Genomic DNA, 26997 nt, shown 5'->3' with positions numbered 1-26997 from the left:
GATCCGATTCAATGTCAGACATCCGCGTTCCGCTCCCGGTACTCCCCCGGAGTCATGCCATGCCTCTTCTTGAACACGCGGAACAGCTGCTGCACGCTGGTGTAGCCTATCGCATCCGCGATCTGCTGCAGCGTCAGATCCGTATCGACGAGAAGCCGCTGCGCCTTCTCCACCCTCACGCTCGTCACATATTCGATGAACGTCACGCCGAGCTCGTCTTTGAACAGCTGGCTAAGATAAGACGCGCTGATGCCGACAGCCTCGGCTGCCGCCTGCAGCGACAGATCATGCTGATATCTCTCGTGAATCAGCTCCGTCGTGCGCTTGACCACATGCTCGGTCCGTTGTCGCTTCACTTGCTCCATATAATTCAGAATGGAATGCAGAAGCCGGTTTCTGAACCATTCGCGGATGCGGGACAGCTCTTCCATACGGAAAAATTCCTCATAGGGATTTCCCCCTTCGAATACCCGGCCAATATCCTCTTCATATTCTTGAATAAGCCGTATGACGGCAACAAGCAGCTGAAGATAGAACGTTTTGGCCATATGAAACGAAGTGAGATGACTTTCCAGCATATGATCGAATCGCTCCAGGCTTCGCTCCGCCAGCTCCTCATCTCTCGCTCGCAGCGCATTCAAGAGCTCTTGCTCCTCCGCAGACGGATACTGCGCCAGCTTCGCCGCAACGAGCGTCATATTTTGGTATGGCAACACTTCGTCGCGCGCATGCATGCCGTTCATCTGAAGAGCTTGCAGAGCCTCCCGATACGAATAGGAAACATCATGAGCGGAGTACGCAGGCGTTCCGACCCCGATCGTAATCGTATGCTTTAATATTTTCTTCACGATGGAGCGCAGTTGATCCGCTATGTCGACGGCTTCCTCTTCAGAGAAGCCTGTTCTGTCGTAATTGATGATGAACACGGCGTACTGATACGTTTGAATGGCTTCGATGCGGCATTGCTCCAGCTGCCTTAGCCTCGGAAGCTCTGTCGCAATATTGGATACGGCGAACAAGAACAACGCCTGCTCTTTCGCGAACGAGCCCTCGGCCGATTCGTCCATCTGAGCCGCCATGATGCAGAAGGAATCATAAGGGAAGAACGCCTCCTCCCCGCTATGCCTCGCAAGTCTGGAGATATCCACCGCATTGCCGTGCAGCAGGGCGTGGAGATAATGATTGCGGAGCAGCGGCAGCTGCGTCTCTTGCTGGCTCTTCCCTTCCTTCACCTCACTCATCAGACGGGTCACATGCTTCTCCATCTCGGCCATGATATCGCCGCTGTTCGAGGCCGAATCTCCGTCCGATTTGGCGAGCGACAACCGCTCCATGAGCGAGCGGATGCTGCCTTGGAAGCGGCTATGTGTGAAGTAGGCGGAATACACGACCAGCAGGCAAAGAATTACGGTAATGCCGATGATCATTCTGCGAAAATCCTCGACCTGCTCCCGCGGCACATTGGACGGGACAGCCATGATATACGTCCAGCCGTTCTTCTCCGACTTCAGCACGGACAAGAATTGATGGCCGGATCGATAAGTATGCGTCACGCCGGGAGCGACCGGCTCCTGTTCCTTCGGCAAATAGTCGTACCGTTCAATTGCCGCTTCTTGCTTAGACGAATAGCCGCCGAGTTCCATTCCCGCCTCTTCCGTCGACGAATAGTCGCCCAGTTCCATTGTCGACTCTTCCCTCGAGGAGGTTGAGGTTGAGCTGGAGGGCGAGGATAAGGACGCGGAAGCGGTCTGCGCGATCAACTCGTTTTGATCATTCAGCACGAGCAATCGGCCGTCCGAGCCGAGCGGGAATTCGGATATTGCGCTGACAAGGAAATCCGGGTTCAAATTGACGATGATCGCCGCTTTAGGCTGATTATACAATAAAGGCAGCAGCCGAATAAGAGAAAGCGTGGGCGTGATCTCGCCGTTCAAGCTGGTCATCTCCCTCGGCGACACCCACATCTGATGCTGTCGCGCTTCCGTCAGCTGATCCACATTTTCGAGCCAGGACAAGTCGCGGAAGATAAGCTCTTGATCCATATCCGTCACAAGATCATCCGTAATGACGAGCCCCTGCTTCATATGATAGAAATAGATGGATCTCACGGTATCCGTCACGTTTTTCAGCTTGGACAATTGATTGCGTATCTCGTTCGTTCTCGGATCGGCTCCGAGCTTGGGAGTGTCGCCTATATTCATGACTGCCATAATATCCGTCTGCAACGCGATTTGATTCGTCATTTCCTCGATGCTCTTCATTTTCGATTCCACTTGGCTTTTCACTTGGGATAGAGATTCCTGCGAGGAGCGGTGAATTTCATCCTGAACGATTCTGGAGCCGAGCTGATAGATGATCGTTCCGAACAGGATGACCGGAATAATGGATAGCAGCAACGTATGGGTAATCCATTTCGACGAACCAATCCGGATTATCGGCAATCTAATCATGGAAGCAACCCCCGCCTATTCTGTGTCTGGTCTTTTCGCGCGCTATATTCTAACTATCATGACACGAAAGGGCATTCCTTTTCAATTAACTTTTCTGCTTCGGGTGGGGATTAAGGCCTCTACCCCTTATTGCAACTGATTAATTCTGTTCAAAAGAGGCAAAACGCGCCCACTTAAGCTTCGCGGCTGCTTCCTCTCTGCCACACGCCCATTCAGCCTCACCGCTCCATCCACTCTACCGCTCGCCCATTCAGCCTCACCGCTCCATCCACTCTACCGCTCGCCCATTCAACCTCGGCGCTGCTGTAACGGACATTTGATCACCTTAGAGCCTAATTTTCGCACATTATAAACTCTAACGGACATTTGATCATCTTAGCAGGACTTTCGGGACTAGAATCACCAAAATTAGCATTCTAAGAGAACTAAATGTCCGTTAGCGCTCGAACGCATAGTGATTTCACTTCTAAGCGGACTAAATGTCCGTTACAGACTAAACAAACGCTTCCGCAATGCGCATAGCAGTAGAATCGTTGGTCAGCAGCATCACTCCCAATGCTCATTAGTCTGGAGCCGTCTACCTTGTTACCTCATTGTTCGCGATTCTGCAGCCTCCTGCCTGTTACCCCATCGTTCGCGAATCTGCAGCCTCCTGCCTGTTACCCCATTGTTCGCCGGTCTGCAGCTTCCGGCCTTGCTAATAACTATCGCTTTAGCGCAGCTCTGCAATTGATAAAGTTTTGGATGACTGCACTGCAGCATTCCCATCCCTAAGCTGCCACGTTCGATATCTCTTTTTCTCTTCAACATTTACCAATACACCTTGATCTGCGAGCCTTTGCAGAATTCTTCTCGTATGCTTCTCCGAATACTGAAGGTGGAAGGATAGTTCTGTAGTCGTAAACGGTCGGAGCAACCGCCTCGCAAAACGAATCGTTTCCGCTTCCGTCCAGTGCATCGAAGTCGACACAGGCTGAGAAACAAAGACGCCTACAAACGAAAGAACCAGCTGCTTGCAAAGCGAAGGATCCTCTACAATCGACAGATATGCAACGGGTAGGAACAACCAGCGATCAAGACTCAGCATCGCTTGCTTCATGCATAGATCCTTGAAGCGCCAAGCCTCAACGTCTCGGGCATGGGAGGCATAACCGTGAATCTCGATGCAACCCTTCGCGCCTCCCGGCATATACGCCAGATCAAGGTAACGATATCGATTGTTCAAGTCCCGCACCTCCCACTCCGCGTATAGATGATTGAAATTGCCAATGACCGGATACCAAATCTTGCGTAGAAACTCCACCGTTCCATGCCCCAAGCCCTTCGTCAGCATCTCTCGCCTCCTTGGATTGGATTCGTTGAAGGTTTGCTCAGCGATCCATTCCTCCATTGCTCCTTCAAACATACTCATTCATAGCCTCCTCCCTTAAAATAAAACAAAAATGCCGCTTTGATTCATGAATCCAGAAGGCTCCATGAATCAAAGCGGCATGTGCTTCACGCCGATATTTCTTCCAAATTATCATATCAAAGCAACAGGATCAAGCATTGATTACATACGACTTCACATCAAGAGGCTATTGCGACGGCAGGCAGCGGGTGCATCGAATGTGAAAGTCGATTAACTATCGTACATCAGAAGCATTCATCAGACCTGCACATCCGCGGCAATCCGAAAGCCCGCGTTGCCCGTCGAGCTGTCCGCCGTGTTCGAGCTTCGAGCGGCCAGCCTGTATCGGTTGCAATACGAGCGATGGCACAGATACGAACCCCCGCGCATGGAACGCTTGTCCGTTGCTTTGTCATAGAAAGGATTATCGGACGAGGTTTCTCTGTGATAGTTCGGCGAGAACCAGTCTCCGCACCATTCCCATACATTGCCGGACATATTGTACAGCCCGTAGCCGTTAGGCTCGTACGCATTCACCGGCGCCGTGCCGACATAGCCGTCGGACGCATTGTTCTTCACAGGAAATTTCCCCTGCCAAATGTTGCACATATGTTTGCCGTCCATCTTCAGCAGGTCGCCCCATGGATAGGTTCTGCCCTTCAAGCCGCCTCGCGCCGCGAACTCCCATTCCGCTTCCGTCGGTAATCGTCCGCCTGCCCATTCGCAATACGCGTTGGCGTCATTCCAGCTGACATGCACAGCTGGATGATTCCATCTGCTCTCCAGATTCGAATCCGGACCTTCCGGCTTCGCCCAATAAGCTCCTTCGACGACAAGCCACCACGGCACCCCTTGCGGCACATTCTGCACCTTCGCTCCCGTCTCCTCTGAAACAAGAAGATGGAACACGAAGGACCAGCCGAACCTCTCTGCTTCGGTGACATAGCCTGTCGCCTGAACAAAATCGCGAAACTGCTCATTCGTTACGCAGGTTGGCGAGATGCGGAATGGCTTCAGCTTGACCGAACGAATCGGTCCTTCGCCGTCGGCGGGGAAGCCCTCCTTCGTGTCGGTACCCATTAGAAATTCCCCGCCGGGCAACAGGATTAACTTGTCCAGTACGCCTCCCGCGGACAGAACCGTCGGCTGTTTTTTTTCGGGTTTGAAGTCGTCCCTCGTGACGCGCCCCAGCATCACAATAGGCGTATCCTTGGGCGTGGAGGCCGAGACCATTTCCCTACCCGCAGTGCAGCATGATTTCGGTTGTTCCAAGATTAGCTCCTCCTTGGTTTGTAATGCTTCCATCGTACCATGATTCACTCAGGCATATCTAAGCCTATGCGAAGAACGCTGCGCCTCCGACAGCTGAGAAAATAAGAATAAACACAGGATGCATCTTGTATTTCACAAGCATCATCCAGCAGATGCCGATGACAATAACGCCGAAGATGAGCTGCCCGCCCCAAGCGCCATGATCCAGGGAACCTACGCCAAGTCGATACACAGCGAAAAGGATCAGAGCTGCGACGACCGGCTGCAAGCCGTAGAAAATCCGGTCGATCCACGCCTGCTTGCCAAACCGGTAAATCGCCAGCATAACAAGAGCCGCAACCAGAATCGATGGAATAATCAATCCCGCGAGCGCCGCGACAGCGCCCCCAATGCCATAAGTTTCATAGCCGATAATGGTGCCCAGATTGATGGCAATCGGGCCCGGCGACATGCCGGCGACAGCGACGGCTTCCACATAAGCATCCGAGGTCATCCAGTGCTGCGCCGCAGCTTCATTCTCAATCATCGGAATGAGCGCGTAGCCTCCTCCGAAGGAGATGAATCCGAGCTTCAAGAAAAACAGAAACATTTGCAGCATATTGTTCATTCCCTCCCTTCCGTCAAGCTTCAACCGCTATATCTCAATTACTTAATTAAATAAAATACATGTAAGAAGGCTCCGAGTTGTCCTTCCCCGCTCGCTGCTCCTTCTTCTTCCGCTCATGTCTCACAATGGAATTGCCGACGCCGATCAAGATTCCCGCGCAGATCATATAGACGGGCGAAACGCCGGCAAGCAAACAGGCCAAAGCGATAACCATCACGGCGAAGGTGAATTTGTCCTTGACAGCGGATTTGCCAATCCGAAGCGCGGAGAACAGAATAAGCGTCATCACGCCCCAGGTTACACCCATCAGCGCAGCCTTAACCTTGGCGGAATCGCCGATCTTGGAATAAAGAAAGAACATGCCGAGCACGATAAGAAAGGTCGGAAGTATCATACCGATGCCAGCCGCGACGCCTCCCTTAACGCCATTTAGCCGAAAACCCAGCAGGAACGCAGCATTCACGCCAACTCCTCCTGGAGCAGCAGCAGCCAAGGACAAGGTTTCCGCAAGCTCTTCATGATTCAGCCATTGCTTCCGTTCCACAATTTCGCGTTCAATGGCAGGAAATATCGCATAGCCTCCTCCGAAGGAGATAGGAGATAGCTTGAGGAAGCTCCAAAGGATCGATAGAAATGCAGGTTTTGGGATTTGGGTATTCAATATGAACGCCACCTTAATATGAATTACTGCTAGTATAACGCACTTTCATCCATTTTGGAATAAACTATAACCAATTTCCCTATAACTCTTTTTGATGAAGCGATTTACTTTCTCTAATTCCAAGTAAACCGCTTTGATTAAATTCATTTTGAAAAAAAGAAAACAGAACAAGCTCAACGCTTGCTCTGCCCCTGTTTCAACTCGGCTCTTTGCCTGTTACACTATAGCGATTGGGATTGACAAGAACGTTGCCCCGCTCTCGCTATAGCTTAACCACTCGTCCCGCAGCCGCTTTGACCGTCTCGCCATCGACGCTGAACCATATATCCAATGCAGTTGGATTATGTACGATGCCGCGATCCACCGAGAATCTCAATTGCTTCTCCGCTTCGGTATAAGCAACCAGCTCCGCCATTGTCGCATACCAAATGGTGGAATCTTCGGCCAGCACTTCGCCGACTTGATCGATAAGCTCCCAATTATCGTCGCGATCGAATTCAAAGCTGTGTCCCCAAGCAAAGAACAGCTCTTTGCGTTTGTACTTGGGCTGGCTGGCAACAAATCGCTTCGCGTCCTCCACCATCGTCTTCTGATGACAGGTCGGATGCCATTCGAGCCAATTTGACGGCATGGTGAAGTTCCCATGACTTTTGACCGTTCTGGAATATTCGATGCCAAGCGAAGGCAGCATGCCTAGCACTTGGTCATTGTAGGTGCCGAATGGATAGCTCATTCCGCGAACGGGATAGCCGACCAATGCTTCAAGCACCGAGCGGTCGTAGAGAATTTCCTCTGCAATCTGTTCAAGCGGCGACTCGTCGAGGAAGGGATGCGTCACCGTATGCGCGGACACCTCATGTCCCGCGAACAGGCTTGCCACTTCCCCCGCCTCGATATAATTGTCTTTGCCGAAGAAGCCCGAATTCAAGTGAAAGGTTCCCCTCAGGCCGTATTGATTCATGGACGCAACAAGTCTCCGATCATGAATCGTTCCATCGTCAAAGCTGAATACAACCGCTTTCAGCTTGCCTTCCGCGAATCGATCAAATTTTATTTTCACGCTGAAATCATCCCTTCTTGAATCTGGATTTAAACATGCCGCAATGATTAAAAGTATACCACGCAGGCAGTCGCTTGTAATGAAATCTCTGCCAATTGCGCATGCTAGAAGAGATGCCAGTATAGGATGGCGACTACTATCGATTAGCGGAGGACAGGATGAAGAAAATAAGCTTACTGATTTGCTTGCTGTTCACGATGTCAATCAGCCTCGCGCCTGTTGCAAGCGCGAAAGAAGAGCTTGGCGCGCCAACGGTGACCGTCCCGATCAAAAACGGCAAGGGAGAGCAAATCGGAACCGCCCGGTTCACGCAACGCTCGGAGAAGGTATATATCGCTTTGGAGGCCGAGAAGCTTCCTCCCGGCAAGCATGGCATACATATTCACAATGTCGGCTTGTGCGAAGCGCCCGACTTCAAGTCGGCCGAAGGCCACTTCAATCCCGGGCACAAGGAGCATGGCTTTAACAATCCGAAAGGCTTCCATGACGGAGATTTGCCGAATATCGAGGTCGGAGCCGACGGAAAAGTGAAGACGGAAATGGTAACGTCGGCCGTTACGCTCGAGCAAGCCAAGAAGAACTCTCTGCTGAAGGAAGGCGGAACCTCGCTCATCATTCATGCCGGTCCGGATGATTACGTAACGGATCCTTCCGGCAATTCCGGCGACCGCATTGCATGCGGCGTGATTAAATAAGCCTAATTGCTGCGTTGTTTTATCGAATGCCGGAATGGAAGAAAAACCTTTTGCTTCGCAATGCTGCGATTGGCAAAAGGTTTTTTCTATCGAGACTAATTGCCGCCCCGGTTCATTTCCTCGGCTTATCGACCGGGTAAACTGTCTGGAGTTATCTTTTTCCCCTTGGTCGCTAATCCTCATCATTCCGGCTGCTTCCCGCAATCTTCCGGAACATGCCTCGGAATACGCCGTCCCGATGAATATGGCGCACGCAGCGAATCAGATGTCTCGTTGGGTCATGAATCCAGCAGCCGTCGTCGGAAACGCGCGGACTTGGCACAAGAATGCTCGGACACAGATCCGGATTGACGAGCCACGCCACAACAGAAATATCCCATATCACACGCGTATAGGCATAATGGTCCTTCGCGCAGTTTTCGTAAGTATCATGAAGATATTTCCCCAGCTCCCCCTCATCCCGCACATAATCGCGAATTTCCGACAGGGAGGTCGTCAGATTCGAGGCGACCCCCATGCAAGGGATCAGAACAAGGGGCACACCGGAATCGAACATCACTCTGGCGGCAGGCACATCCTGAAACAGATTGAATTCTCTTGTATCGGGCCATTGCAGCGAATGCCCTCCCAGCCATACGACAACGATTCGATGGATGATGTCCGGATTCATGAGAATGGCGGACGCGACATTCGTAATCGCGCCGATTGCAAGCACGTACAGCGGATCCTCCGAATCGCTCGCCATGGCGCGTTCGACCAGATTTCTGGCTGCTTCGCTTTCTGCATATTGGTCCTTCGCTGGCAGGTAGGAGGTGGATCCGCGATAAAACGGAATTTCTTCGCGACCGGCTATCTGCAATATTTTCTCAATTTCCTTGTAGCTCTTCTCCATGCCGTCTGCCGGGCTCTCGGACAGTTCATTGAAGAATGGAGCGGCGTACAGAGCCTCCACCGTCATATGCCCGGATGAAAGAAGCGCGTACACTACGGCGAATTGATCATCGATTTCGTTGAAGGTGTCGGTATCCATCACGATGCGAACCTTCCGACCCGGGTGCTTGAGCTTGCGAATTAATTCCTCTTCCCTCATGGATTGAACTAACGTCATTGCGGCTGTTCCTCCTATCACGATTTGGTTTCGATGGATAAATTATACCTCCATTTGCTATGATAGCAGTATGATGAATTGGTTGATTTATAATATAAATTGGCTTTTTATGCAGTCAGAGGAGGAAAATGATGTCGATTCAAGGCCCCGAGCTCGCCTTCATGTTCCGCGCGACTCGTCAAAGCGGGGAAGGCGTTTCTCCGCATCATCATCAGTGCTACGAGCTCGTCTATTATGTCAGCGGCGAAGGAACGACGCATATCGGCGATCGCGAATGGGCTTTCCTTCAAGGCGAGTACGCGATTATTCGCCCGCATACCGTCCATAGCGAGCAGCATCACTCTACAGTCGATGTGATCTGTATCGGTCTCGCCGCGCAACATCATGATCCTCCGCTGGAAGAGGGCGTATTCAACGGTGCGGGAACGCGGATTCTCCCAACGTCGCTGCATATGCTCGCGGAGCTGCAGGAGCAGCAGCCCCGGTCCGACCGCATGCTGGAGCTGCTGGCTTCCCAGCTTAGAATCGAACTGCAGCGCAGACATGCCTCACTGCCATCCGTATCCGTGGACGACAGCTTTCGCTACACGCTTAATTACATGAAGGAGCATTTTACGCAAAAAATAGATTTCGCGGCGCTCGCAGCGCTGGCAGGCTTCAGCTCCGACTATTATCGGCATCGCTTCAAAGCGGTGACCGGCCGCTCGCCGATGCAATATATACTTGACATGCGTCTGGGGCATGCCCGCATGCTGCTGCAGCATACCGCTCTGACCGTCACGGCTATTGCCATGGAATGCGGCTTCTCGAATGATGCGCAATTCTGCAGCCTCTTCAAACGGGAATGCGGCTGCACGCCTGGTCAGTTTCGCAAGAGGGCAGAGGAGTGAGGCAAGGCTTGTCTTAGACTGTGATGTTAGTTGCGGCGGTCATTGCAGAGTTTGTTCCAGGGTTAGACGGTGTTAGGTGCGGTGTTAGGTGCGGTGTTAGGTGCGGTGTTAGAGTTGCAGGGTTGTATAGTTATTTTCATTGTAAGATGATGTTGTTGCGACCTTTCTTAAGCGGTTGGCGATGTTGGCTGTATGTAATGGAATTTCTCCAGTATATCTTCGCACGCCAGCCCAGTTCACTGAATATATTGGAATTTCTCCAGCTTATTACTGCCAGATGGCAGCAGTAGACGAAATTCCGCATAATAAGCTGGACAAATTCCAGTATAAACTTCTTATTCCTAGCATTCTTTGAAATAAACTGGAGAAATTCCAGTTCAGCTAGAGACTTGCTTCTGTTGCTTCGCCCAAACCACCTCGACCGACTGACACCTGTTGCTCCATCCAATCCGTCTCGACCGCCGCCCTCCTTCTGCCAAAGGCTGCTTCCAATGTCAATGACTCCTCGTGCTGCAGCAATTCCGCGGCATAGAGGGTCCGAAGCTTTCTTCGGACCCTCTTCCTGGCTTGCGTTATACGACAATCTATTCCAGCGGCGCCAGATACGCCCCGTCGATGAGCTCGAAGCTCGAGCTGCCAGGCGTCTTCCAAGCAACGGCGACATGGTCGCCGCCGGCTTCCTCCTTGTGCAGCACCTCTACGTAATAGCGCTGTCCGGCTGTCAATGTGATGGAGCCGGAGGTTTGCGTGGAGTTCTGCGTCCAGCTTTGCTCATTGACCCAATCGACCACCTCTCCGATCTGAACCTTGTTCGCAGCCGTATTGTCCGTGCTGAGGAACAGTTGACAGTTATTGTCGCCGGCGATCGAGAATTGGTAGGTTCCCGTTACCGTCGGTACGATATAGCCGCGAATCCGCGTGCCGTAATGATCGCCCCAGTTCGACGGCGCCGCGAAGCTCGTCAATACAGAGGTGCCCGTCGGCGTCGTTGTCAGCGGAATGCTGGCTACGGTCGCGCCGTTAATATTCGTCCAGTACTCGCGGACGATCGTGCCCGTCGGCGTCTGCCCGCCGCCGCCGGAAGCGTTCGTCGTCACGTTAAGCGCCGAGCTCGCTGCGGAGCTATTGCCCGCCGCATCCTTCGCCTTCACCGTAAAGCTATATGCCGTGCTTGCCGACAGCCCCGTCACGTTATACGAAGTCGCTCCGGTCGTAGTGCCTGCCAAAGTCGAACCGTTATACACCTCATAACCTGTCACGCCCACATTATCCGTCGATGCCGTCCAGGACAGATTGACGCTCGTCGAGGTTTTCGACGGCGAAGTCAAGCCGGTCGGAGCTGTCGGCGCTTGCGTGTCGCCAGCAGGAGCGTTCGTCGTCACGCTGAGCGCGGAGCTCGACGGGGACACGTTGCCCGCCGCATCCTTCGCCTTCACCGTAAAGCTGTACGCCGTGCTTGCCGACAATCCTGTTACATTGTACGATGTAGAGCCCGTTGTCGAGCCCGCCAGCGTCGAACCGTTATACACGTCATAGCCGGATACGCCCACATTATCCGTCGATGCCGTCCAGGACAGATTGACGCTCGTCGAGGTTTTCGACGGCGATGTCAAGCCTGTCGGAGCCGTCGGAGCTTGCGTGTCTCCCCCGCCACCCCCGGAGGAGGCCATGTTCACATCGCAGGTTTTGTAATAGCCCGGAGCCGGATCGCTGCCGAAGCCGTTGTTCGAGCACATGACGCCATCGGTATACGTGCCGATAATATAGCTGCTGTTCGCCCCGTATCGCACCTCTTTGGTGCCCGTGAAGCTGCATAGATTATTTTCCCCGGCGCATGGCTCCCATTGCGGCACCGGAGTCGAGTTCGTCGTAACGTTAAGCGTGCTGCTTGCAGCTGAAGCGTTGCCCGTCGTATCCTTCGCTTTCACATAGAAGCTGTAAGCCGTATTCGGCGACAAGCCCGCTGCCGAATACGAGGTCGTGCTCGCGCCGACTGTGCTGCCGACCACGAAGCCGTTCATATACACATCATAGCCTGCGACTCCCACATTATCCGTGGAGGGGCTCCAGGTCAGCGTAATGCTCGTGTTCGTCTTCGCCGGCGAAGCCAAGTTGGTCGGCGCCGATGGAGCCGTCGTATCCGGCGGTCCAGCCACAACCGTAATCGTCTGCTCCTTGACGCTGGCGCGTCCGCCGTTATCCCAGACGCCGAGAATAACTTGATAGGTGCCTGGATTTTGATACGTGTATGTCGGACTTTCCGTTGTGACGGGAAGTCCTTCGCCGAGATCCCATAGATTCTCAACGATGGTGCCGTTGTCTGTTGAAGTGTTCGTGAAGGTTACGGATTGCCCTAATTGCACTGTCAGCGGAGCCGTGAAATTCGCCACAGGCTTCGGATCGCTGAAGCCGCGGCTTGTGAGCTGAGTATCATAGCCATTGCCGCTTACCGTATTGTTGCTCCATTCCAGATCCCCCGCCGAAGTTGGATATTGATCAATCGACGGTCCGGCATTGCCCGTGATCGTATTATTAATGAAGCTGATGCGATCTGTGCCCGATGCAGAGGTAATCTCGATGCCTTTTCTGCCGTTATTCAGAATCTGATTGCTGTCGAACGTAATATTCTTCGTATCGCCATGAATGCGAACGGCGTTGCCGCCATAGCCCGAGTAGGCCGCGGCCGGATTATCGCTCGGACCGTCTTCCCAGACATTTTTGTAGAAATATTGATATTGTTCCGTCTCGCCAGTGCCCGCTCCTTGCAGCTGCATGCCCCACATGACGATGTTCTTGACGGTGTTGTAATTCCACAGCTGATAGCCGGTGCCCGGCGACTGCTGCATGCCGACCTGCTGACCGCCGTCGACGAGATTATTCGACGTCACGCCATGATCGACCATAATCTCCAGCCCGATATTGCCCACGGTTCCGTCAGTTGCGGTTACGACATTGTTGCGGACCGCGATATAGGCTGAGCGCACGGTGCTGATCCAGTGGTCGACATGGTTGTTCTCCACGATAGAATTGTCGACATTCGTATGAAGCTCGATGCCGAGTCCTTCCAGCTTCTTGCCCGTGCCTGTAATCATATTGCCGCGCACGATCGCGCCGGGACTGTTGTCGTTAACGAAGATGCCGCCGCGGCCGGTATCCGCTACAACATTGTTTTCAATAAGGACATTATTCGATCCCCAGCCAACGCGCACGCCGCCGCCCCAGTCGGAATTGACGCCGACATTCGTAATGATATTATTGGAGATCTCGAGATTGTCCGTGTCGTTGCCGAAGAGGGCAAACGGCCCGAAGCCAGAGGAAGCGACGAGATCCTTCACGCTCAGATTGCGCATCTTGTTATTGCTGCCCCCATCCGAATACACGACCGACTGCGCGCTGGCATTATTGGCCGCGTCGAGCGTCAAGGAGGATACTTCCGCATTCGTCGTATTATGCAAATAGAACATCGTGTTCGTATTCGAGGTTGTTGTGAACTTGATAATGGTCGTGTCGCGGTCGGCTCCTGCAATCTTCACGCCGGATTTGCCGTCCACCAATACGGACATGTAGTACGTTCCTGCCGGAATCAGCACCGTATCTCCGCTCGATGCCGCGTTAATGGCGTTCTGAATCGCGGCGGAATCGTCTGCGGTATCCGTTCCGTTCGCCCCGTAAGCGGTTACATCAATTGTCGCCGCAAAGGCGGACGGCATCGGCATGGCGGTAAGCATCATCGTTGCCGCGCATAATAAACTTAACATTCTTCTTCTCAGCTTCTTCTTCCCCTTGCTGATTGAGCCTAGTCTCATTAATCGTTCCCTCGCTTTCGAATTTGGCTTTCGCTTACGGCAGTTCCTGGCTTCCAGCCTGGATTCTCTGTCTAGCTCCACTTCCTGTCGAATTACAGTCGCTCTAACCCGCTTCGCACCTCCTTCCGTCCCCACATCTTGCCATAGCCTCAGCACGAAAAAAACTGAACAATACGCTAAAAAGCGTACAAGCTTACTATAAATAAGCCGAATTGCTGTATAATAGTCCTTTGGAGTCTCAACTTATCCGCTGTGGCGACCAAGAAAATGCTGCAGTGCTGAAAATAAACGTTGGAGCAGAGGAAACAGCCTCGGACTGCACTGCAGCGCTCCACCAGAAAGCATGTTCGATTAGAAAAGAGCTTTTAGCTCGCCAGACAGCGAGTAGAGTATGCACTGGACATTGAAGCCGAGTTTGACAAGATTGCATGAATATATACCGGTTTGGGGAAAGAGAGAGAACATCAGAGGAAGCTAAGGCTGGTGAGGCAGAGTGGAAACAGAAGGCGATTGTCGCAAACAGCGCCGCATTAGGCAGACATTCTTGCATATCAAGTACTGCCGCCTAGTATGTCGCGCGCATGTCTGCGCGGATATGTTCCGCAATGGAAAAGAGCATTAAGAGGATATTCCTCTGTACCTTCGAGCAACTTCAGTCGTAAGAGCGCCTTGCTCGAGAAGCCAATCGCACAGCGTATCAGCTCCGCTTCTCCTTGCGTTATCAAGCGGGGTCAGATCATCGTAGCCAATCCAGTTCAGTTCTGCGCCCTTCTGAAGCAAATATTGCGAAGCCTCCAGTTGACTGCCGTGACAAGCCTGCCAGAAAGCCTCCGTAATCTCTTCCGCCGCCGGCTGCGGCTCGAGGGAGAAGTATCTCTTGATTTCGTCCATCAGACCTAATGCGGCCGCATGCCACAGCTTAGTCTTGGCGCCTCGTTCGACAAGCCGTCTCGCCGCCTTCCATTGTCCGAACGCCACCGCATCATCCAGCGGCGTGCCGCCTGCAATGACAGCGCCTGTCGCTTCAATCTCAGCGCCAGCATCGAGCAGCACATCAAGCGCCGCGACATCGTCATTGCTAGCCGCCCAATGCAGGGGCGTTTCCGTATGGGGACCGACGAATCTCGCATTCACATCCGCACCTGCATCAATCAGTGTCTGCAGCGTCTCCGCTCCATTCGGAAGATGACCGGGCCAATCCGTAGCGATGTGCATCAGCGTGCGCGTCACCAAATTCGCTCCCCCTCCGCAAGCCTGCTCCGAACCGACAATTCTGGCATGAACCAAATCAGGATGGCTATTCAAAAGCTTCTTCAATACTGAGACATCGCCGCCTCGAATAGCTTTGACAACCTCCTCTCCCAGCTCTGAATCCCAAGGAATAACACTCATTCCTGAACCTCCCCGCAACAATATATTAGTAGTAGAAACGAATCTCTAATTCAGCAATTGTTCTGAACATCGCGTACAATCTTATAATGAAACATATTGCATGTGTAGTCAAATCGGAATGGAAGGATAGGGAAACAGAATCGAATAGAATAGAATCGGAATTAACAATGGAAGAGAACTTATCCAACTTTAGATGCATTTAAGCGTTCACGCAATAGTTGCCTTTGACTTTGCTTCAAAAAAGATTAATAATAAATAATGCTGATTCTAATTCAAACAACCACACCATATGATCTATTATTCGAGACAGATGGGCTGTTACTTGTAGCAGTTCATTTCGTTTCGTGGAAAAAAGGATGGCGATACTATGTCTCTCTACCAAGGCTTGCGTAATAGACCTTTTATTACGTTCTCTATCATTCTACTATTAAAAGGAGCCCTTGCCTGGTTTGTCATCTTCGATGACGGTCCATCGATCATGACCATGCTGACCGAGATTCCATTCATCTGGTTGATCTTCTGTCTCATTGAATGGTTCGCGACCAAACGCAAGTTTCTCTATTATATGGCTGTCAATTTGCTCGTTACGGCCATCTACTTTTCTGCTCTTATGTATTACAAATACTATGGCATCGTCGTAACCTATCATGCGCTGAGCCAAGCGGATAAAGTAACAAAGGTCGGAGAAAGCACCTACTCGTTGCTCGATCCGTACTATTTGCTCGTTTTCATCGATATTTTATTATTCGCAGTTGTCATGTTCAGACCTAAAACCATCAGGAAGCTGAAGGAAGTCGGCATGCTGAAGGTGAACAAGCGGTTGATCGCAACCTTCTTTGTCGCTTCGCTTCTTATTAGCATCTTCAACGTGCTGCCGAATCATGCCAGCATGAATGAGAACAAGAAAGCCGAGGAAATGGGCATTCTCAATTACGAGTTATACACCTTGTTCGCAGACTCCAGCCAGAAGCGCGAATTTGTCGACATGAAGGACATTACCCAAGCTTCCATTAATGAGTTGAAGGGTATTCAAGAGCCTCAGGTTTCGCAGTATTGGGATGCGGCGGCGGGCAAAAACGTCATTATCATCCAGCTCGAATCGATTCAAAATTTCTTTATCGGCTTGAATATTGACGGTCAGGAAATTACGCCGAATCTGAACAAGCTGGCCAAGGAAGATTTCTATTTCAACAACTTCTATACTTCTGCGGGAGCCGGCACAACCTCAGATGCGGAATACGTGGTGAACACTTCCTTGTATGTGCCGCAGCATCAACCGGCAACTGCCGTGAATGTCGACAAGGCATTGCCAAGCTTGCCCAAGCTTCTTGAAGGAAAAGGATATTCGACCGCAACCTTCCATACGAACAGCGTCGAGTTCTGGAATCGGAAGGAATTGTATTCCGCGATCGGCTTCCAGAAGTATTATGACAAAGAATTTTATGGCGACGCAGCCGAAGATCATATTGCCTTCGGCGCTGATGATGAAGTATTGTATGCCAAAACAATCGGCAAGCTGGAGGAAATGGATGCTGCGGACCAGCCTTTCTACGCGCAGGTCATCTCCATGAGCTCGCATCATCCTTATGAGATGCCTGAGAACAAGCAGCAGATTAAGCTGCCGGAACGCTTTGACGACACACTTGTCGGTCGTTATATTATTGCTCAGAACTATACAGATTATGCAGTTGGCAAGTTTATCGACGATCTGAAGGCCAAAGGCATCTGGGATGACAGCATCGTGATGTTTTATGGAGATCACCAAGGTCTTCCGCTCTATTCCTTAAGCGATAAGGAGAAGGGCCTCATGGAAGACATTATGGGCCGCGAATACGGCTACACCGATATGTTCAACATTCCTTATATTCTGCATGTGCCAGGCGTGTCCTATCCTGCTGTAATGACACAGACAGGGGGACAGATCGATATTCTGCCAACAGTCGCCAACTTGCTCGGGATATCGCTGGACAATCAAATCCACTTCGGCGAGGATTTACTGAATCAAGATACGAACATCTTGCCAATGCGCCATTTCTTGCCGACAGGATCGTTCATTAACGACAAGAACCTATACGTGCCGGGAATTGCTTACGACGACGGCACGGACTATAATCTGCTGGATAATTCTGAAACAGAGATTCATAACGGCAGCTCCACAACGGAGACCCAATACGAGAACGCGCTCAAGCTTCTCAATCTGTCCGACAACTATGTCGATCAATTGCCTGACAAATAAGGATGCGTATTACACAAATAGGGACGATGCCTTGCCAGTCGCTTGTAGACTGCCAGACATCGTCCCTTCTTCTTCGCTATCTCTTAGGACTGCCCGCAATGCGGGCAAAACTTCGTATCTGCCGGTATGGTCTTGCCGCATATGCATTCTCTCTCATTCTTAATGCTTCTGACCCGAGCTTCCAACTGCTTGATTTCTTGATCCAGATCATCGATCAGCCTGCTCTGGAAGTTAATCAGCTCGCTGGTCTGATCAAGCGTTCCCTCATTCCGTGCGTTGTAGACCGACTCTCCGATGAAGCGGTAGATCTTCTCGATTTCCTTCTTCTTGCCGGAAATCTGTGTGCTCAGCTTCGCAACCTCCACAGAATCCTTCGCCTTGTCGGCCGCCTTCGCAGCTCCATCCTTCAATTTGTCGAACAAGCTCATGTTATCCCCTCCAAAAGCCGAATTGGACAAGTCGCATCCTGTCAAATCTTGAGTTATTCTCTTATCCATTATAATCTATTCGTCTCTGATAAGGGAAAGTACTTTTGGGAACAGAGAAAAGCTTTATACAGAAACAATCTAGCTCAGACCGTTTTTTAACAACAATCTGCTGTAACGGACATTTCTTCCTCTTACATAGCTTTTTTTGATGTTTCATTCTTCTAACGGACATTTAGTCACCTTAGCGACTAAATCCAGCGCACAAACAAAAGATTTTCCCTGCTAAGCGGATCAAATGTCCGTTAAAATTCAGAATAATCGATAATGAGCTTCTAAAGGGCGTAAATGTCCGTTACAGTTCCTCAACATTTTGCACCGCGCGCAGCTCCCAGCGCGCGGTGGGGCGGAACGCGTGTCACCACAAAGCCGCCCGGCCTCCCTCTTCGGGGGCCGGGCGGCTTAATAGGCTGACTCACTAGTCAAAACAGTAGATTAAGCAGCGCCTTCCTGCTTGTCTTCTTGAGGCGAGGTTGTGCGTTTCACGAAGAAGCTCACAACAAGGGCAATAATCGCGAGAATGAAGCCGACGAAGAATGCGTCATGCAGACCGGCCACCATCGCTTCAATCGGATTCGTGTCTCCGGTAGAAGCGACATAATCCTTGGAGCCGGAGGACATGATGGAGATGAACAACGCCGTCCCGATTGCGCCCGCAACCTGGGTCAATGTATTCATCAGCGCAGTACCGTGAGCATAATAACGCTTAGGCAGTTGATTCAAGCCTGTCGTCTGAGCCGGCATCATGACCATGGAGATGCCCAGCATCATAAGCACATGCAAGAAGATAACATAGCCGCCGCCCCATGTGCTTTTCACTTGCGAGAACAAGAAAATCGAGATGACCATAAGAATCAAGCCGGGTATAATAAGCGCTCTTGGGCCATACTTGTCGAACAGCTTACCGGATATCGGAGCCATAAGACCGTTCAAGATGCCGCCTGGCATCATGACCAAACCAGCTGATAGTGCCGTCATCAGCAAGGCATTCTGCAGGAAGAGCGGAAGCATGATCATCGTCGAGAACATTGCCATCATCATGATCAGCATGAGAACCGTAACAAGCGAGAACATCGGGAATTTGAAGGTTCGCATATCAAGCATTGGCTCTTTCAGCATAAACTGATAGATGACGAACAGAATCAACGTCACAACGCCGATAACGATGCACCAGATAACGGTCGGATCGGACCAGGAATGCTCGCCTGCGCGGCTGAAGCCGTACACAACGCCGCCAAAGCCGATTGACGACAACAGGATCGACAGAATGCTTACCTTCGGCTTGGTCAGATCCGTTACATTCTTCAAGAAGATAAGGGCAAAAATAATCGAAAATGCCGCTAACGGAATAATGAGATAGAACAGCCATCTCCAGTCAAGCGAATCGACGATCAGACCGGATAATGTCGGGCCGATGGCCGGAGCGGACATAATAACAAGTCCGATCATGCCCATCGCCGCGCCTCTATTCTCAGGCGGGAAAATAATCAATATCGTGTTCATCAGAACGGGCAGCATAAGCCCTGTTCCAAGCGCTTGAATGACGCGTCCGAGCAGCATCACGCCGAATACGGGCGCCACGCCGCAAATAATCGTTCCCGCGAGGAACAAGACCATTGCGCCGATGAACATCTGTCTCGTCGTGAACCATTGCTGCAATAACGCCGTTATAGGAACCAGAATCCCGACAACAAGCATGTATGCGGTAGATAACCATTGCACGGTTGTCGCTTCGATGTTGAAATCAATCATGAGATCGGGGAATGCAATGTTCAATAAGGTCTCATTCAAAATAGCAACAAATGCGCCAATAATCAGCGCGGTAACAATAGGGCCCCTCTTCAGCTTGCTGACGTCGATGTTAGAGGGCTTTGAAGCCATGCCTACGTCCAAACTTAACTCCTCCTTAATATGTACCTAAACTTAGCGGACAAATGTCCCCACCTCTACAAAGGTACCGAACATTTGCTCGAAAGTCAAACAAAAGTTCTGTTAAAAGAAAAAAATCCCTATGCCTAGAGTCTAGGCATAAGGATGAATGATTATTCCTCTTTTCTTCGCTTACGCTCGCTTAAGCAGCAGTTCGATCCTGCAAGGCTCCCCTGTCAGCTCAAGCCGCAAGAAAACAAGCTGTTCCCCAATCAGCTTCGCTTCGCGACAGCCCGAGAACGCCGCCACTTCAAAGCCCTCCAGAGCATCCCAGTAGGCGAGACCGAACGGCAGCCTCTTCCAATAGCTGATCTCGTATACAACTCGGATATGCTCATCCGTTTTCTCATACTTGCTTACGAACACCTGCGGCGTCGCTTCGACGAACTCATCATGCATATTGCCCTTTCCAACATAGCTGCGATAGGTTCTAGGCGTATTCTCACCCTCCACGAACGCCATCTGACATTCTTTATCATAGTAGAGGAAGGCATTCGGCCACGGACCGCAGCCAACGCCGCCCATCGTCATCGTGTATTCATTGATCTCCGGCCTGATCTTCGTATCCTTCGTCAGCATATAGACCGGCGCCGTCTCCTCGTTATGCGCATGATACAGCTCCATGGCATGAGGCAGCGTCGTAAGCGTAATTTCATATTGGGTGATGTGCTGGAAGAACAGATCGAGCATGCCTTCGCAGCCCTCCACATGAGAGGCCGGGAATACGGCGAATTGCTCCGTGAATTCCATCTCATGCGCCTCTTGCTGCTGCAAGAAGAAAACCTGGTCATTAAGCGCCGTATTGACGAGATAATCCTCAAACAGATTTTTCCAATAGTCGATATTATCGCCTGTGCAAAGACCTGCGCGAAGCACATCGTTCGGATCGGTGGAATAGATGACCGGACTGCCGGAATGATACGTGAGATTCAAATCTCGCGCCGTCCATTCGCAAGCGACGACCTTGCCCTTGCCCGGATGCGGTACTTTGTAGCGATTCGGGTCGACATACCAGGAGCCCCACGGTATTCCCTTATGCGTAATGCCGTCCCACCATACCTGCTCCCAGCAATAGCCCCACATGCCTTTGAAGTCAAGCTCCTCCAGCACCTGGATAACCTCGTTATAAATCTTGCCGCGGGCGGCCACCTTCGTGCCGGCCCAAGGGAAGGCTCCTTGAATCACGCCCCAAGCGTCCTCCAAAGCGGCCTTGAATTTCGCCTTATCCATGCCGCAATCCTCGATAAAGAACGGCGTCTGCAGAATAATATTGTCGCCGAACTCCTCATGCCACCGATTAATGCGCTCCTCCAGTATCGGCACAGACTGCTTATTAACAATCCATGTGACCGGTATATTGTACTTATGCGCCAAGGCAGCGGTTCGATCAATGCCTTCCAGAGCGACGCCCTTCCCCCATGGTGTATCATAATGAGAAGCATAGCTGACAAAGGTATAGATCAAATTTTCAGGTTTCATTGCTTTCATCTTACTCCCTCACTCCAATCCAGTCATGAAATGGAAAGAGTCTCCGCAAGGAGACTCTTTGCCAAGCTAGACCTAACATTCAAGCCATTTTATTTACTTTTGGTTTGCTTGCCATTCTGTAATTTGTTTTTGAATTTCTTTCGTAACAGTCTCAATGCCGGCTGCTTTCAGCTTCGCATTACGTTCGTCAACAAGCTTCGAAGTATTGGCTACAGCACCTGTGCGAATACCTGCATATTCATTCATGATATTATTAAGCGCTGAAACCTCGTTCTGTACATTCGTCGCATCGAATACAAATCCAAGCAAAGGCGAACGTTTTGCTTCATTATTGAACGTTTTCCAGTTTTCATACAGATCATCAGGTTGAGCAGGCAGCAGGTAGTTGTTTAATTGGTTGCCGATTACCCAGAATAGAGCACTTTCACCATAGCCGGAATCTTGAATATGCTCGATACGATTTGGACCAGTCTTGGTATAGTGCTTGCCTTCAATACCATTAACAATCAGATTGATCGGGTATGGATCTGTATGAAGCAGGTTCAATACCATCATTGCACGAGCAGGATCCTTCGAAGTGCGCGAGATAGCCATCATGGAGCCTGTAGCTAAATCGGTTGTAACAACTGGCTCTTCAAGAATATGCGATACAAATTTGTATTTGCCTTGTACGGATGTTTCCATCTCAGCATCTGCGCCTGGCTTCCAGGTTACAGCTTGAACCCATGTTTTTCCATCCAAACGCAATGGATCAATCTTGTCTGTGTTAGTCGCAGCATCACTGTTGATTAGACCTTCCTCGAACATCGTATGCATGACTTCAAATTCTTTCTTGTTAACTTCAGTAATCTCTGGATCCAATAGATCCTTCACAACAACATTATCTGTATCTGTGTAGTCATAGAACCAGCCGGCGCTCTTATTGATTAGCGGACCAATCGGACGGTAGTTGGATCTTGTTTCATACATAATGCCGTCGCCTTTACCTTGGCCAGATACATAGAGATTCACCATATCCGGATTTTTCTCATGCATCATTTCCAAATAAGGCTTCAAATCGTCATAGGAGTTGATATCGTCGATTGGAATATTATAGTCTTTTACAATATCTTGACGATACATGAACGCCTTGCCTTGCGTAATCTCTTTGTTTGTTGGAATCGCATACAATTCGCCTTTGAAGCGCGGCGCTTCCAGATATAGCGGGTTTAGATTTTCTTTGATGCCCTGTCCGTATTCATCCAGAAGCTCGTCAAGCGGCAGGTAGGCCTTCTTAACAATATTCTCGAAATAGCCGAGCCATGATGCTGTGAAGATTAAGTCCATCTTCTCGCCGGTACTCATCGACAATTCTGTTTTTGTTTTGAAATCAGCGCTTGCATAAGGAACAAGCTTAACCGTTGCGTTGATTTTCTCTTTGAAATACTCGCTTAATTTGTCTTGCACTTCAGCAACATCCTTCTCAGGCGTACCGAAGTAAGTGATAACGACTTCGTACGGATCAAGCTTATCAGCAGCCGGCGTTGCTGATGCCTCGTTTGTCGGACTGCCTGAACCGCTATCCTTCGTCGGCTCTGGATTGTTATTGCCCCCGTTGTTCGAACATGCGGATACCACTAGCGAAAACATAAGAACGAGTACGACTAAAATCTGCATGCTGCGCTTTCTCTGTTTCATATTTACCCTCCTAAGATTGATGTTTGCAAAGCTATATAGAACGATCTCCGGTTTCTAAACCATCGATCTGAACTACCGCCATTTATTAACCCTTAACGGAACCAACCGTCAAGCCTTTAACAAAGTACTTCTGGAAGAAAGGATAGACCACGAGAATAGGTCCCATACCAAGCACAGCCATCGCCATTTGCAAGGATTCATCCGGCAAATCTCGTGTCAGCGCCGGATTCGCGGCAACAACCTCGATCTGATCCCGAAGATATTGAATCTCATTCAGAACGCGCATCATCAGATATTGAAGCGGATACATCTTCTCGTTATTGATAAAGACCAACGCATTGAACCAGTCATTCCAATAATTAATCGTACTGAATAGCGACATTGTCGCCATGACCGGCAAGGACAACGGCAATACAATTCGGGCAAAAATTCTAAGCTCGCCGGCGCCGTCAATTCTTGCAGATTCAATGACTGCAGGATGTATCGTCGTTTGGAAGAAGGTTCTCATTATGATGACGTTGAACGGTACAATCAACAACGGCAGAATAAGCGCAATGTAATTATCCCTTAAATGGAACAACTGTGTGTAAATCAGATATTTGCTGACGAGTCCGCCATTGAACAGCATCGTGAAGAATAAGAAAAAGGTAAAGAAGGTTCGGAATGGATAGTCGGCTCGGGATATAGGATAGGCATATAAAGCCATGAGTACCACACTCAAAATCGTCCCGATAACCGTAATGCCAATACTGACGGAATACCCTCTTAGAATGGTTTCGTAATCCTTGAATATCGTTGTGTAGGATGTGAGCACCATTTTATCCGGGAAGAAGCTATAACCGTTAGCGCGAATAGAATCTCCGCTCGTGAATGAGATAATGATAACGAGCACAACCGGCAACACTGCGGCCAATGCCAGAAAGATGAAGATCATATGCATGACGAATTGTGTCGTAGATGACAATTCGTTCTCGCGTTTGCTATTCACACTGGATACTTTACTCATAGGGTTCACCTCACTGTATGACTTAGAATAGAGCTTGTTCTTTGTTAATCTTGCGCACGGTATAATTCGTAGCAATAACCAATATGAATCCGACTACGGATTGAACTAAAGCTGCTGCTGACGACATGCCGATATTATTCATGACGAGCAAGGATCGGTAAACGTAAGTATCAACAACATCGGTAACCGGGAACAACGCTCCGGAGTTCTGAGGTACCTGATAGAAGAGTCCAAAGTCTGAATTGAATATACTGCCCATAGACAATATCGTTAGAATAATGATTACCGGCTGAATCGTAGGCAAAGTAATATGAAGAATCTGCTTCCACTTTGAAGCACCGTCAATAACGGCAGCTTCATAATATTCTGGATCAATTCCGGCGATAGCGGCAATATAGATAACCGCGCCAATACCTACATGCTTCCAAGCGTTAACAATGACAAGAATATATGGCCAATACGTCTTATCCGTATACCAGAAGATCTTATCTGCGCCGAAAAACTTATGTGTCATAACATTTATGAATCCATAATCCGGGTGCAAGAAAGCATAGACGAGATAACTTACCACAACCATCGATAAGAAGTTAGGCAAGATCAGAAAGCTTTGATATACCTTTGACAGAAACTTTTTACTAAGCTCATTAATGCCTATAGCAATGCTAACCGACATAATAAGATTGACAATCATAAACACCAGGCTGTATGAAACCGTATTTCTCGTAATTCGAAATAACGATCCTGAGCTGAATAAGAAATCGAAATTTTTGAAACCAGACCAAGGACTATGGAATATACCGTCAGCGTAATTAATATTCTTAAATGCTATGAAGACACCGAACATCGGAAAATAACTGTTCATAAGAATAACAACGATTGTTGGTATCATTAGCATGGTTAAGTAACGATATTTCCACATATTGAACCAAAACAATCGGAGACCTGTTTTTTCCCTCGAAACCATCTTATTCAATCTCTCTTTCTCAAGGCCGACCGCCTTCTCCACGTTAACCACTTCCTCTCTCATGGGTTTATTATAGAATGCCCCCCCCTCCAATACGATGATGTATTCACTCATAAATGTGATCTAAAACATTCAAAATAAAAGCCCCAGCCATTAGCTGGAGCTTGAAATTTCCTATTCTTTCAAAATTGGCAAATTAATGATTGCTCGAACTCCGCCCTGCTCCCTCCACTCGTATGTCAATCCATAGTTTACGCCAAAGTGCAGAACAATGCGCTGATTCACATTTCGAATACCGTATCCCTTATCCTGTATTTCACCACTCACAATCTGTCGTAATCGCTCCATATCCACAGGTAAAAATCCATTATCCTCTACAATCAGCCTTAGCTCATCCTGTTCAAGCTTCACACTGACCAGTATGTTCCCTTCGCCATCCATTGAACTGACGGCATGGAAAATCGCATTTTCTACTAGTGGTTGCATGATAACCTTGGGAGTTAGAAAGTCGAGCGCCTCTTCATCAATATCCCATTCCACCTCGAAGGTGTCGGGATAGCGTTTCATCTGCAAGCGGCAGTAGGCTTGGATATGCTCGATTTCCTCCTTGATGGTAATCATCGTCTGACCTTTGCTGAGTCCGATCCGCAGCAGCTTGGACAGATCCTTCACCATGCCGCCAACCTCGTTATTCCCGCTGTCGATGGCGTACCAATAGATCGAGTCGAGCGTATTGTACAAGAGGTGAGGCGTAATTTGAGAATGTAGAGTTGTGAGTTCGATTTCCTTCTGCTTGATCTGCATACCATAGTTTTCTTCAACCGATTTGTCCAGTCGTTTCATCATCTTCAGGAAAGCTCCATACAATAATCCGAATTCATCGGTGCGGAGCATATCTTGGCTTATATCCAGAACTTGTCCAGGCTCATAAATCTTGGTGATGGCAACCAATCTCAGTACAGGCTTCACTAGAATGCGGAGCAAATAGAGCACAAATGCCAGTACAAACAGAAGATATACGACGGAAACCGTCATCATTGTAATTTGAAACACTTCTTGTTTTCCTGTAATGGATTTTTGTGGGATTTTATAAACCAAGGTTGTATTGAACGCTGGATTTCTAGAGAAGGCATACAACCACCTCTTGCCTTCTTCTTTCTTAAAATAATAGCCTTCCGTTTTGCCATTAGCTTCGAAAGGGATGTTCGCCATTGTGAACTCATCAGGTCCATCCGAAATCAATAGTTGACCTTCATCATTAAATAGGAAAATGCCTGAATTCGGCGGTAGTTTTACTTGAACGAGATCCTTCGTAAACAGATACTCAAGCTTAGTCACAACGAGCATTCCAATTACATCATCATAATATTTCGGATTCAGAATGCTTCGCATAAAAGCGATGGTCTGCGTTCCATTCCCCGAATCGATGAGACGTATCGTTCCTCCCCCTTTTTCATTCAAGACGGAGGCGACTTCGGGAAGCAGCCCCCTCCCATCAGCTTCAATATATTTGAAGCCTATCGTCCGATAAGTCAAATCCATTTGAGGAACTATGTTGTACAAATTTTTAATGTACATGGAGTATATGGTGCCGTCCGCCGTCCACTTCTCCAAAATTTCATCCGCTTTATTAATATCGCCGAGCGTCTCGATGTGTGTCCAGAATTGAAACTGCTTCGGATCGCTGAAAATTTGATTGTCCAGCAGCGTGACGGTTCGATCATTCACAATCGACAACGTCTTCTCGATGGCATAGTGATTCTGGTTCGCGAGCTCCAGCATCGTCCTTCCGATTTCATTCTTCATTGATTCGGACGCTTTGTAGAAGGAATACCAGCCAACAATCAGGAAGGGCCCTATGATAAACAGCAGGAACGCGAT

19 protein-coding genes are annotated in these 26997 nt (G+C 49.6%); 3 read left to right on the top strand and 16 right to left on the bottom strand.

The features are described 5' to 3' along the window. Positions 1-14 precede the first annotated feature (14 nt). The 6 genes from HFP08_RS05790 to HFP08_RS05765 all read right to left on the bottom strand — a co-directional run bounded on the left by HFP08_RS05790 (position 15) and on the right by HFP08_RS05765 (position 7440). Positions 15-2450, bottom strand: a complete 2436-nt coding sequence (locus HFP08_RS05790; RefSeq protein ID WP_168119591.1) for a helix-turn-helix domain-containing protein — start codon at positions 2448-2450, stop codon at positions 15-17. A gap of 712 nt (positions 2451-3162) precedes the next feature. Then, a complete protein-coding gene (locus tag HFP08_RS05785) occupies positions 3163-3861 on the bottom strand; it encodes a transcriptional regulator (protein WP_168119590.1) in 699 nt (232 codons plus the stop codon). A 237-nt stretch (positions 3862-4098) separates the two neighbouring features. After that, the gene (locus HFP08_RS05780) at positions 4099-5112 is read right to left on the bottom strand and encodes a formylglycine-generating enzyme family protein (RefSeq protein ID WP_240941115.1); all 1014 of its coding nucleotides are present in this window, start codon (positions 5110-5112) and stop codon (positions 4099-4101) included. A gap of 64 nt (positions 5113-5176) precedes the next feature. Continuing rightward, on the bottom strand, positions 5177-5710 hold the full coding sequence (locus HFP08_RS05775; protein ID WP_168119589.1) for a chromate transporter: 534 nt from the start codon (positions 5708-5710) through the stop codon (positions 5177-5179). A 55-nt stretch (positions 5711-5765) separates the two neighbouring features. Further along, a complete protein-coding gene (locus HFP08_RS05770; RefSeq protein WP_168119588.1) occupies positions 5766-6380 on the bottom strand; it encodes a chromate transporter in 615 nt (204 codons plus the stop codon). 262 nt (positions 6381-6642) lie between these two features. After that, a complete protein-coding gene (locus tag HFP08_RS05765; protein ID WP_168119587.1) occupies positions 6643-7440 on the bottom strand; it encodes a polysaccharide deacetylase family protein in 798 nt (265 codons plus the stop codon). 158 nt (positions 7441-7598) lie between these two features. On the opposite strand from HFP08_RS05765, the gene HFP08_RS05760 reads away from it, so the two are divergent. After that, complete coding sequence (locus tag HFP08_RS05760; protein ID WP_168119586.1) at positions 7599-8135, top strand: superoxide dismutase family protein; 537 nt, start codon at positions 7599-7601, stop codon at positions 8133-8135. 172 nt (positions 8136-8307) lie between these two features. Here the strand turns inward: HFP08_RS05760 and HFP08_RS05755 are convergent, their stop codons facing one another. Then, complete coding sequence (locus HFP08_RS05755) at positions 8308-9243, bottom strand: nucleoside hydrolase (protein ID WP_168119585.1); 936 nt, start codon at positions 9241-9243, stop codon at positions 8308-8310. Positions 9244-9371: 128 nt separating this feature from the next. Between HFP08_RS05755 and HFP08_RS05750 the strand changes: the two genes are divergently transcribed. Beyond that, complete coding sequence (locus HFP08_RS05750) at positions 9372-10133, top strand: helix-turn-helix transcriptional regulator (RefSeq protein ID WP_206109189.1); 762 nt, start codon at positions 9372-9374, stop codon at positions 10131-10133. Between the two features lie 584 nt (positions 10134-10717). On the opposite strand, the gene HFP08_RS29580 is transcribed toward HFP08_RS05750, so the two are convergent. Together HFP08_RS29580 and HFP08_RS05740 are read right to left on the bottom strand one after the other, a co-directional pair. Next, on the bottom strand, positions 10718-13939 hold the full coding sequence (locus HFP08_RS29580; RefSeq protein ID WP_168119583.1) for a fibronectin type III domain-containing protein: 3222 nt from the start codon (positions 13937-13939) through the stop codon (positions 10718-10720). A 618-nt stretch (positions 13940-14557) separates the two neighbouring features. Then, positions 14558-15331, bottom strand: a complete 774-nt coding sequence (locus tag HFP08_RS05740; RefSeq protein WP_168119582.1) for an ankyrin repeat domain-containing protein — start codon at positions 15329-15331, stop codon at positions 14558-14560. Positions 15332-15698: 367 nt separating this feature from the next. Here HFP08_RS05740 and HFP08_RS05735 point away from each other — a divergent pair, with 367 nt between their 5' ends. Beyond that, entirely contained in the window at positions 15699-17567 is a 1869-nt protein-coding gene (locus HFP08_RS05735) for an LTA synthase family protein (protein ID WP_168119581.1), read from the top strand. Between the two features lie 83 nt (positions 17568-17650). Here HFP08_RS05735 and HFP08_RS05730 read toward each other — a convergent pair whose 3' ends face one another. From HFP08_RS05730 to HFP08_RS05700, 7 genes are all read right to left on the bottom strand, one after another. Beyond that, positions 17651-17995 (bottom strand): zinc ribbon domain-containing protein, encoded by a 345-nt coding sequence (locus tag HFP08_RS05730; protein ID WP_168119580.1) that lies wholly within the window; start codon positions 17993-17995, stop codon positions 17651-17653. Positions 17996-18487: 492 nt separating this feature from the next. Next, on the bottom strand, positions 18488-19933 hold the full coding sequence (locus HFP08_RS05725) for a DHA2 family efflux MFS transporter permease subunit (protein WP_206109197.1): 1446 nt from the start codon (positions 19931-19933) through the stop codon (positions 18488-18490). A 180-nt stretch (positions 19934-20113) separates the two neighbouring features. Beyond that, positions 20114-21469 carry a hypothetical protein gene (locus HFP08_RS05720; protein ID WP_168119578.1) on the bottom strand — a complete coding sequence of 452 codons (1356 nt, stop codon included), beginning with the start codon at positions 21467-21469 and terminating at the stop codon, positions 20114-20116. 93 nt (positions 21470-21562) lie between these two features. Beyond that, positions 21563-23146 carry an ABC transporter substrate-binding protein gene (locus HFP08_RS05715; protein ID WP_168119577.1) on the bottom strand — a complete coding sequence of 528 codons (1584 nt, stop codon included), beginning with the start codon at positions 23144-23146 and terminating at the stop codon, positions 21563-21565. 85 nt (positions 23147-23231) lie between these two features. Further along, entirely contained in the window at positions 23232-24152 is a 921-nt protein-coding gene (locus HFP08_RS05710) for a carbohydrate ABC transporter permease (protein WP_168119576.1), read from the bottom strand. 22 nt (positions 24153-24174) lie between these two features. After that, positions 24175-24825: an ABC transporter permease subunit gene (locus HFP08_RS05705; RefSeq protein WP_240941169.1), complete on the bottom strand. Its 651-nt coding sequence runs from the start codon at positions 24823-24825 to the stop codon at positions 24175-24177. 465 nt (positions 24826-25290) lie between these two features. Beyond that, the gene (locus HFP08_RS05700; RefSeq protein ID WP_168119575.1) at positions 25291-26922 is read right to left on the bottom strand and encodes a sensor histidine kinase; all 1632 of its coding nucleotides are present in this window, start codon (positions 26920-26922) and stop codon (positions 25291-25293) included. Between the last annotated feature and the right edge of the window lie 75 nt (positions 26923-26997).

Source organism: Paenibacillus sp. HB172176, assembly GCF_011947265.1.
In the GTDB taxonomy this organism is placed as follows: domain Bacteria; phylum Bacillota; class Bacilli; order Paenibacillales; family Paenibacillaceae; genus Pristimantibacillus.
Note: the sequence above shows the minus strand (reverse complement) of the source record. Positions and strands in the feature narration are given on the sequence as shown.

Coding starts and splice junctions, on each gene's coding strand:
- HFP08_RS05790 (WP_168119591.1), bottom strand. CDS start 2,450: ATGATTAGATTGCCGATAATCCGGATTGGTTCGTCGAAATGGATTACC.
- HFP08_RS05785 (WP_168119590.1), bottom strand. CDS start 3,861: ATGAGTATGTTTGAAGGAGCAATGGAGGAATGGATCGCTGAGCAAACC.
- HFP08_RS05775 (WP_168119589.1), bottom strand. CDS start 5,710: ATGCTGCAAATGTTTCTGTTTTTCTTGAAGCTCGGATTCATCTCCTTC.
- HFP08_RS05760 (WP_168119586.1), top strand. CDS start 7,599: ATGAAGAAAATAAGCTTACTGATTTGCTTGCTGTTCACGATGTCAATC.
- HFP08_RS05755 (WP_168119585.1), bottom strand. CDS start 9,243: ATGACGTTAGTTCAATCCATGAGGGAAGAGGAATTAATTCGCAAGCTC.
- HFP08_RS05750 (WP_206109189.1), top strand. CDS start 9,372: ATGATGTCGATTCAAGGCCCCGAGCTCGCCTTCATGTTCCGCGCGACT.
- HFP08_RS29580 (WP_168119583.1), bottom strand. CDS start 13,939: ATGAGACTAGGCTCAATCAGCAAGGGGAAGAAGAAGCTGAGAAGAAGA.
- HFP08_RS05740 (WP_168119582.1), bottom strand. CDS start 15,331: ATGAGTGTTATTCCTTGGGATTCAGAGCTGGGAGAGGAGGTTGTCAAA.
- HFP08_RS05735 (WP_168119581.1), top strand. CDS start 15,699: ATGTCTCTCTACCAAGGCTTGCGTAATAGACCTTTTATTACGTTCTCT.
- HFP08_RS05730 (WP_168119580.1), bottom strand. CDS start 17,995: ATGAGCTTGTTCGACAAATTGAAGGATGGAGCTGCGAAGGCGGCCGAC.
- HFP08_RS05725 (WP_206109197.1), bottom strand. CDS start 19,933: ATGGCTTCAAAGCCCTCTAACATCGACGTCAGCAAGCTGAAGAGGGGC.
- HFP08_RS05720 (WP_168119578.1), bottom strand. CDS start 21,469: ATGAAAGCAATGAAACCTGAAAATTTGATCTATACCTTTGTCAGCTAT.
- HFP08_RS05715 (WP_168119577.1), bottom strand. CDS start 23,146: ATGAAACAGAGAAAGCGCAGCATGCAGATTTTAGTCGTACTCGTTCTT.
- HFP08_RS05710 (WP_168119576.1), bottom strand. CDS start 24,152: ATGAGTAAAGTATCCAGTGTGAATAGCAAACGCGAGAACGAATTGTCA.
- HFP08_RS05705 (WP_240941169.1), bottom strand. CDS start 24,825: ATGTCGGTTAGCATTGCTATAGGCATTAATGAGCTTAGTAAAAAGTTT.
- HFP08_RS05700 (WP_168119575.1), bottom strand. CDS start 26,922: ATGAAGAATGAAATCGGAAGGACGATGCTGGAGCTCGCGAACCAGAAT.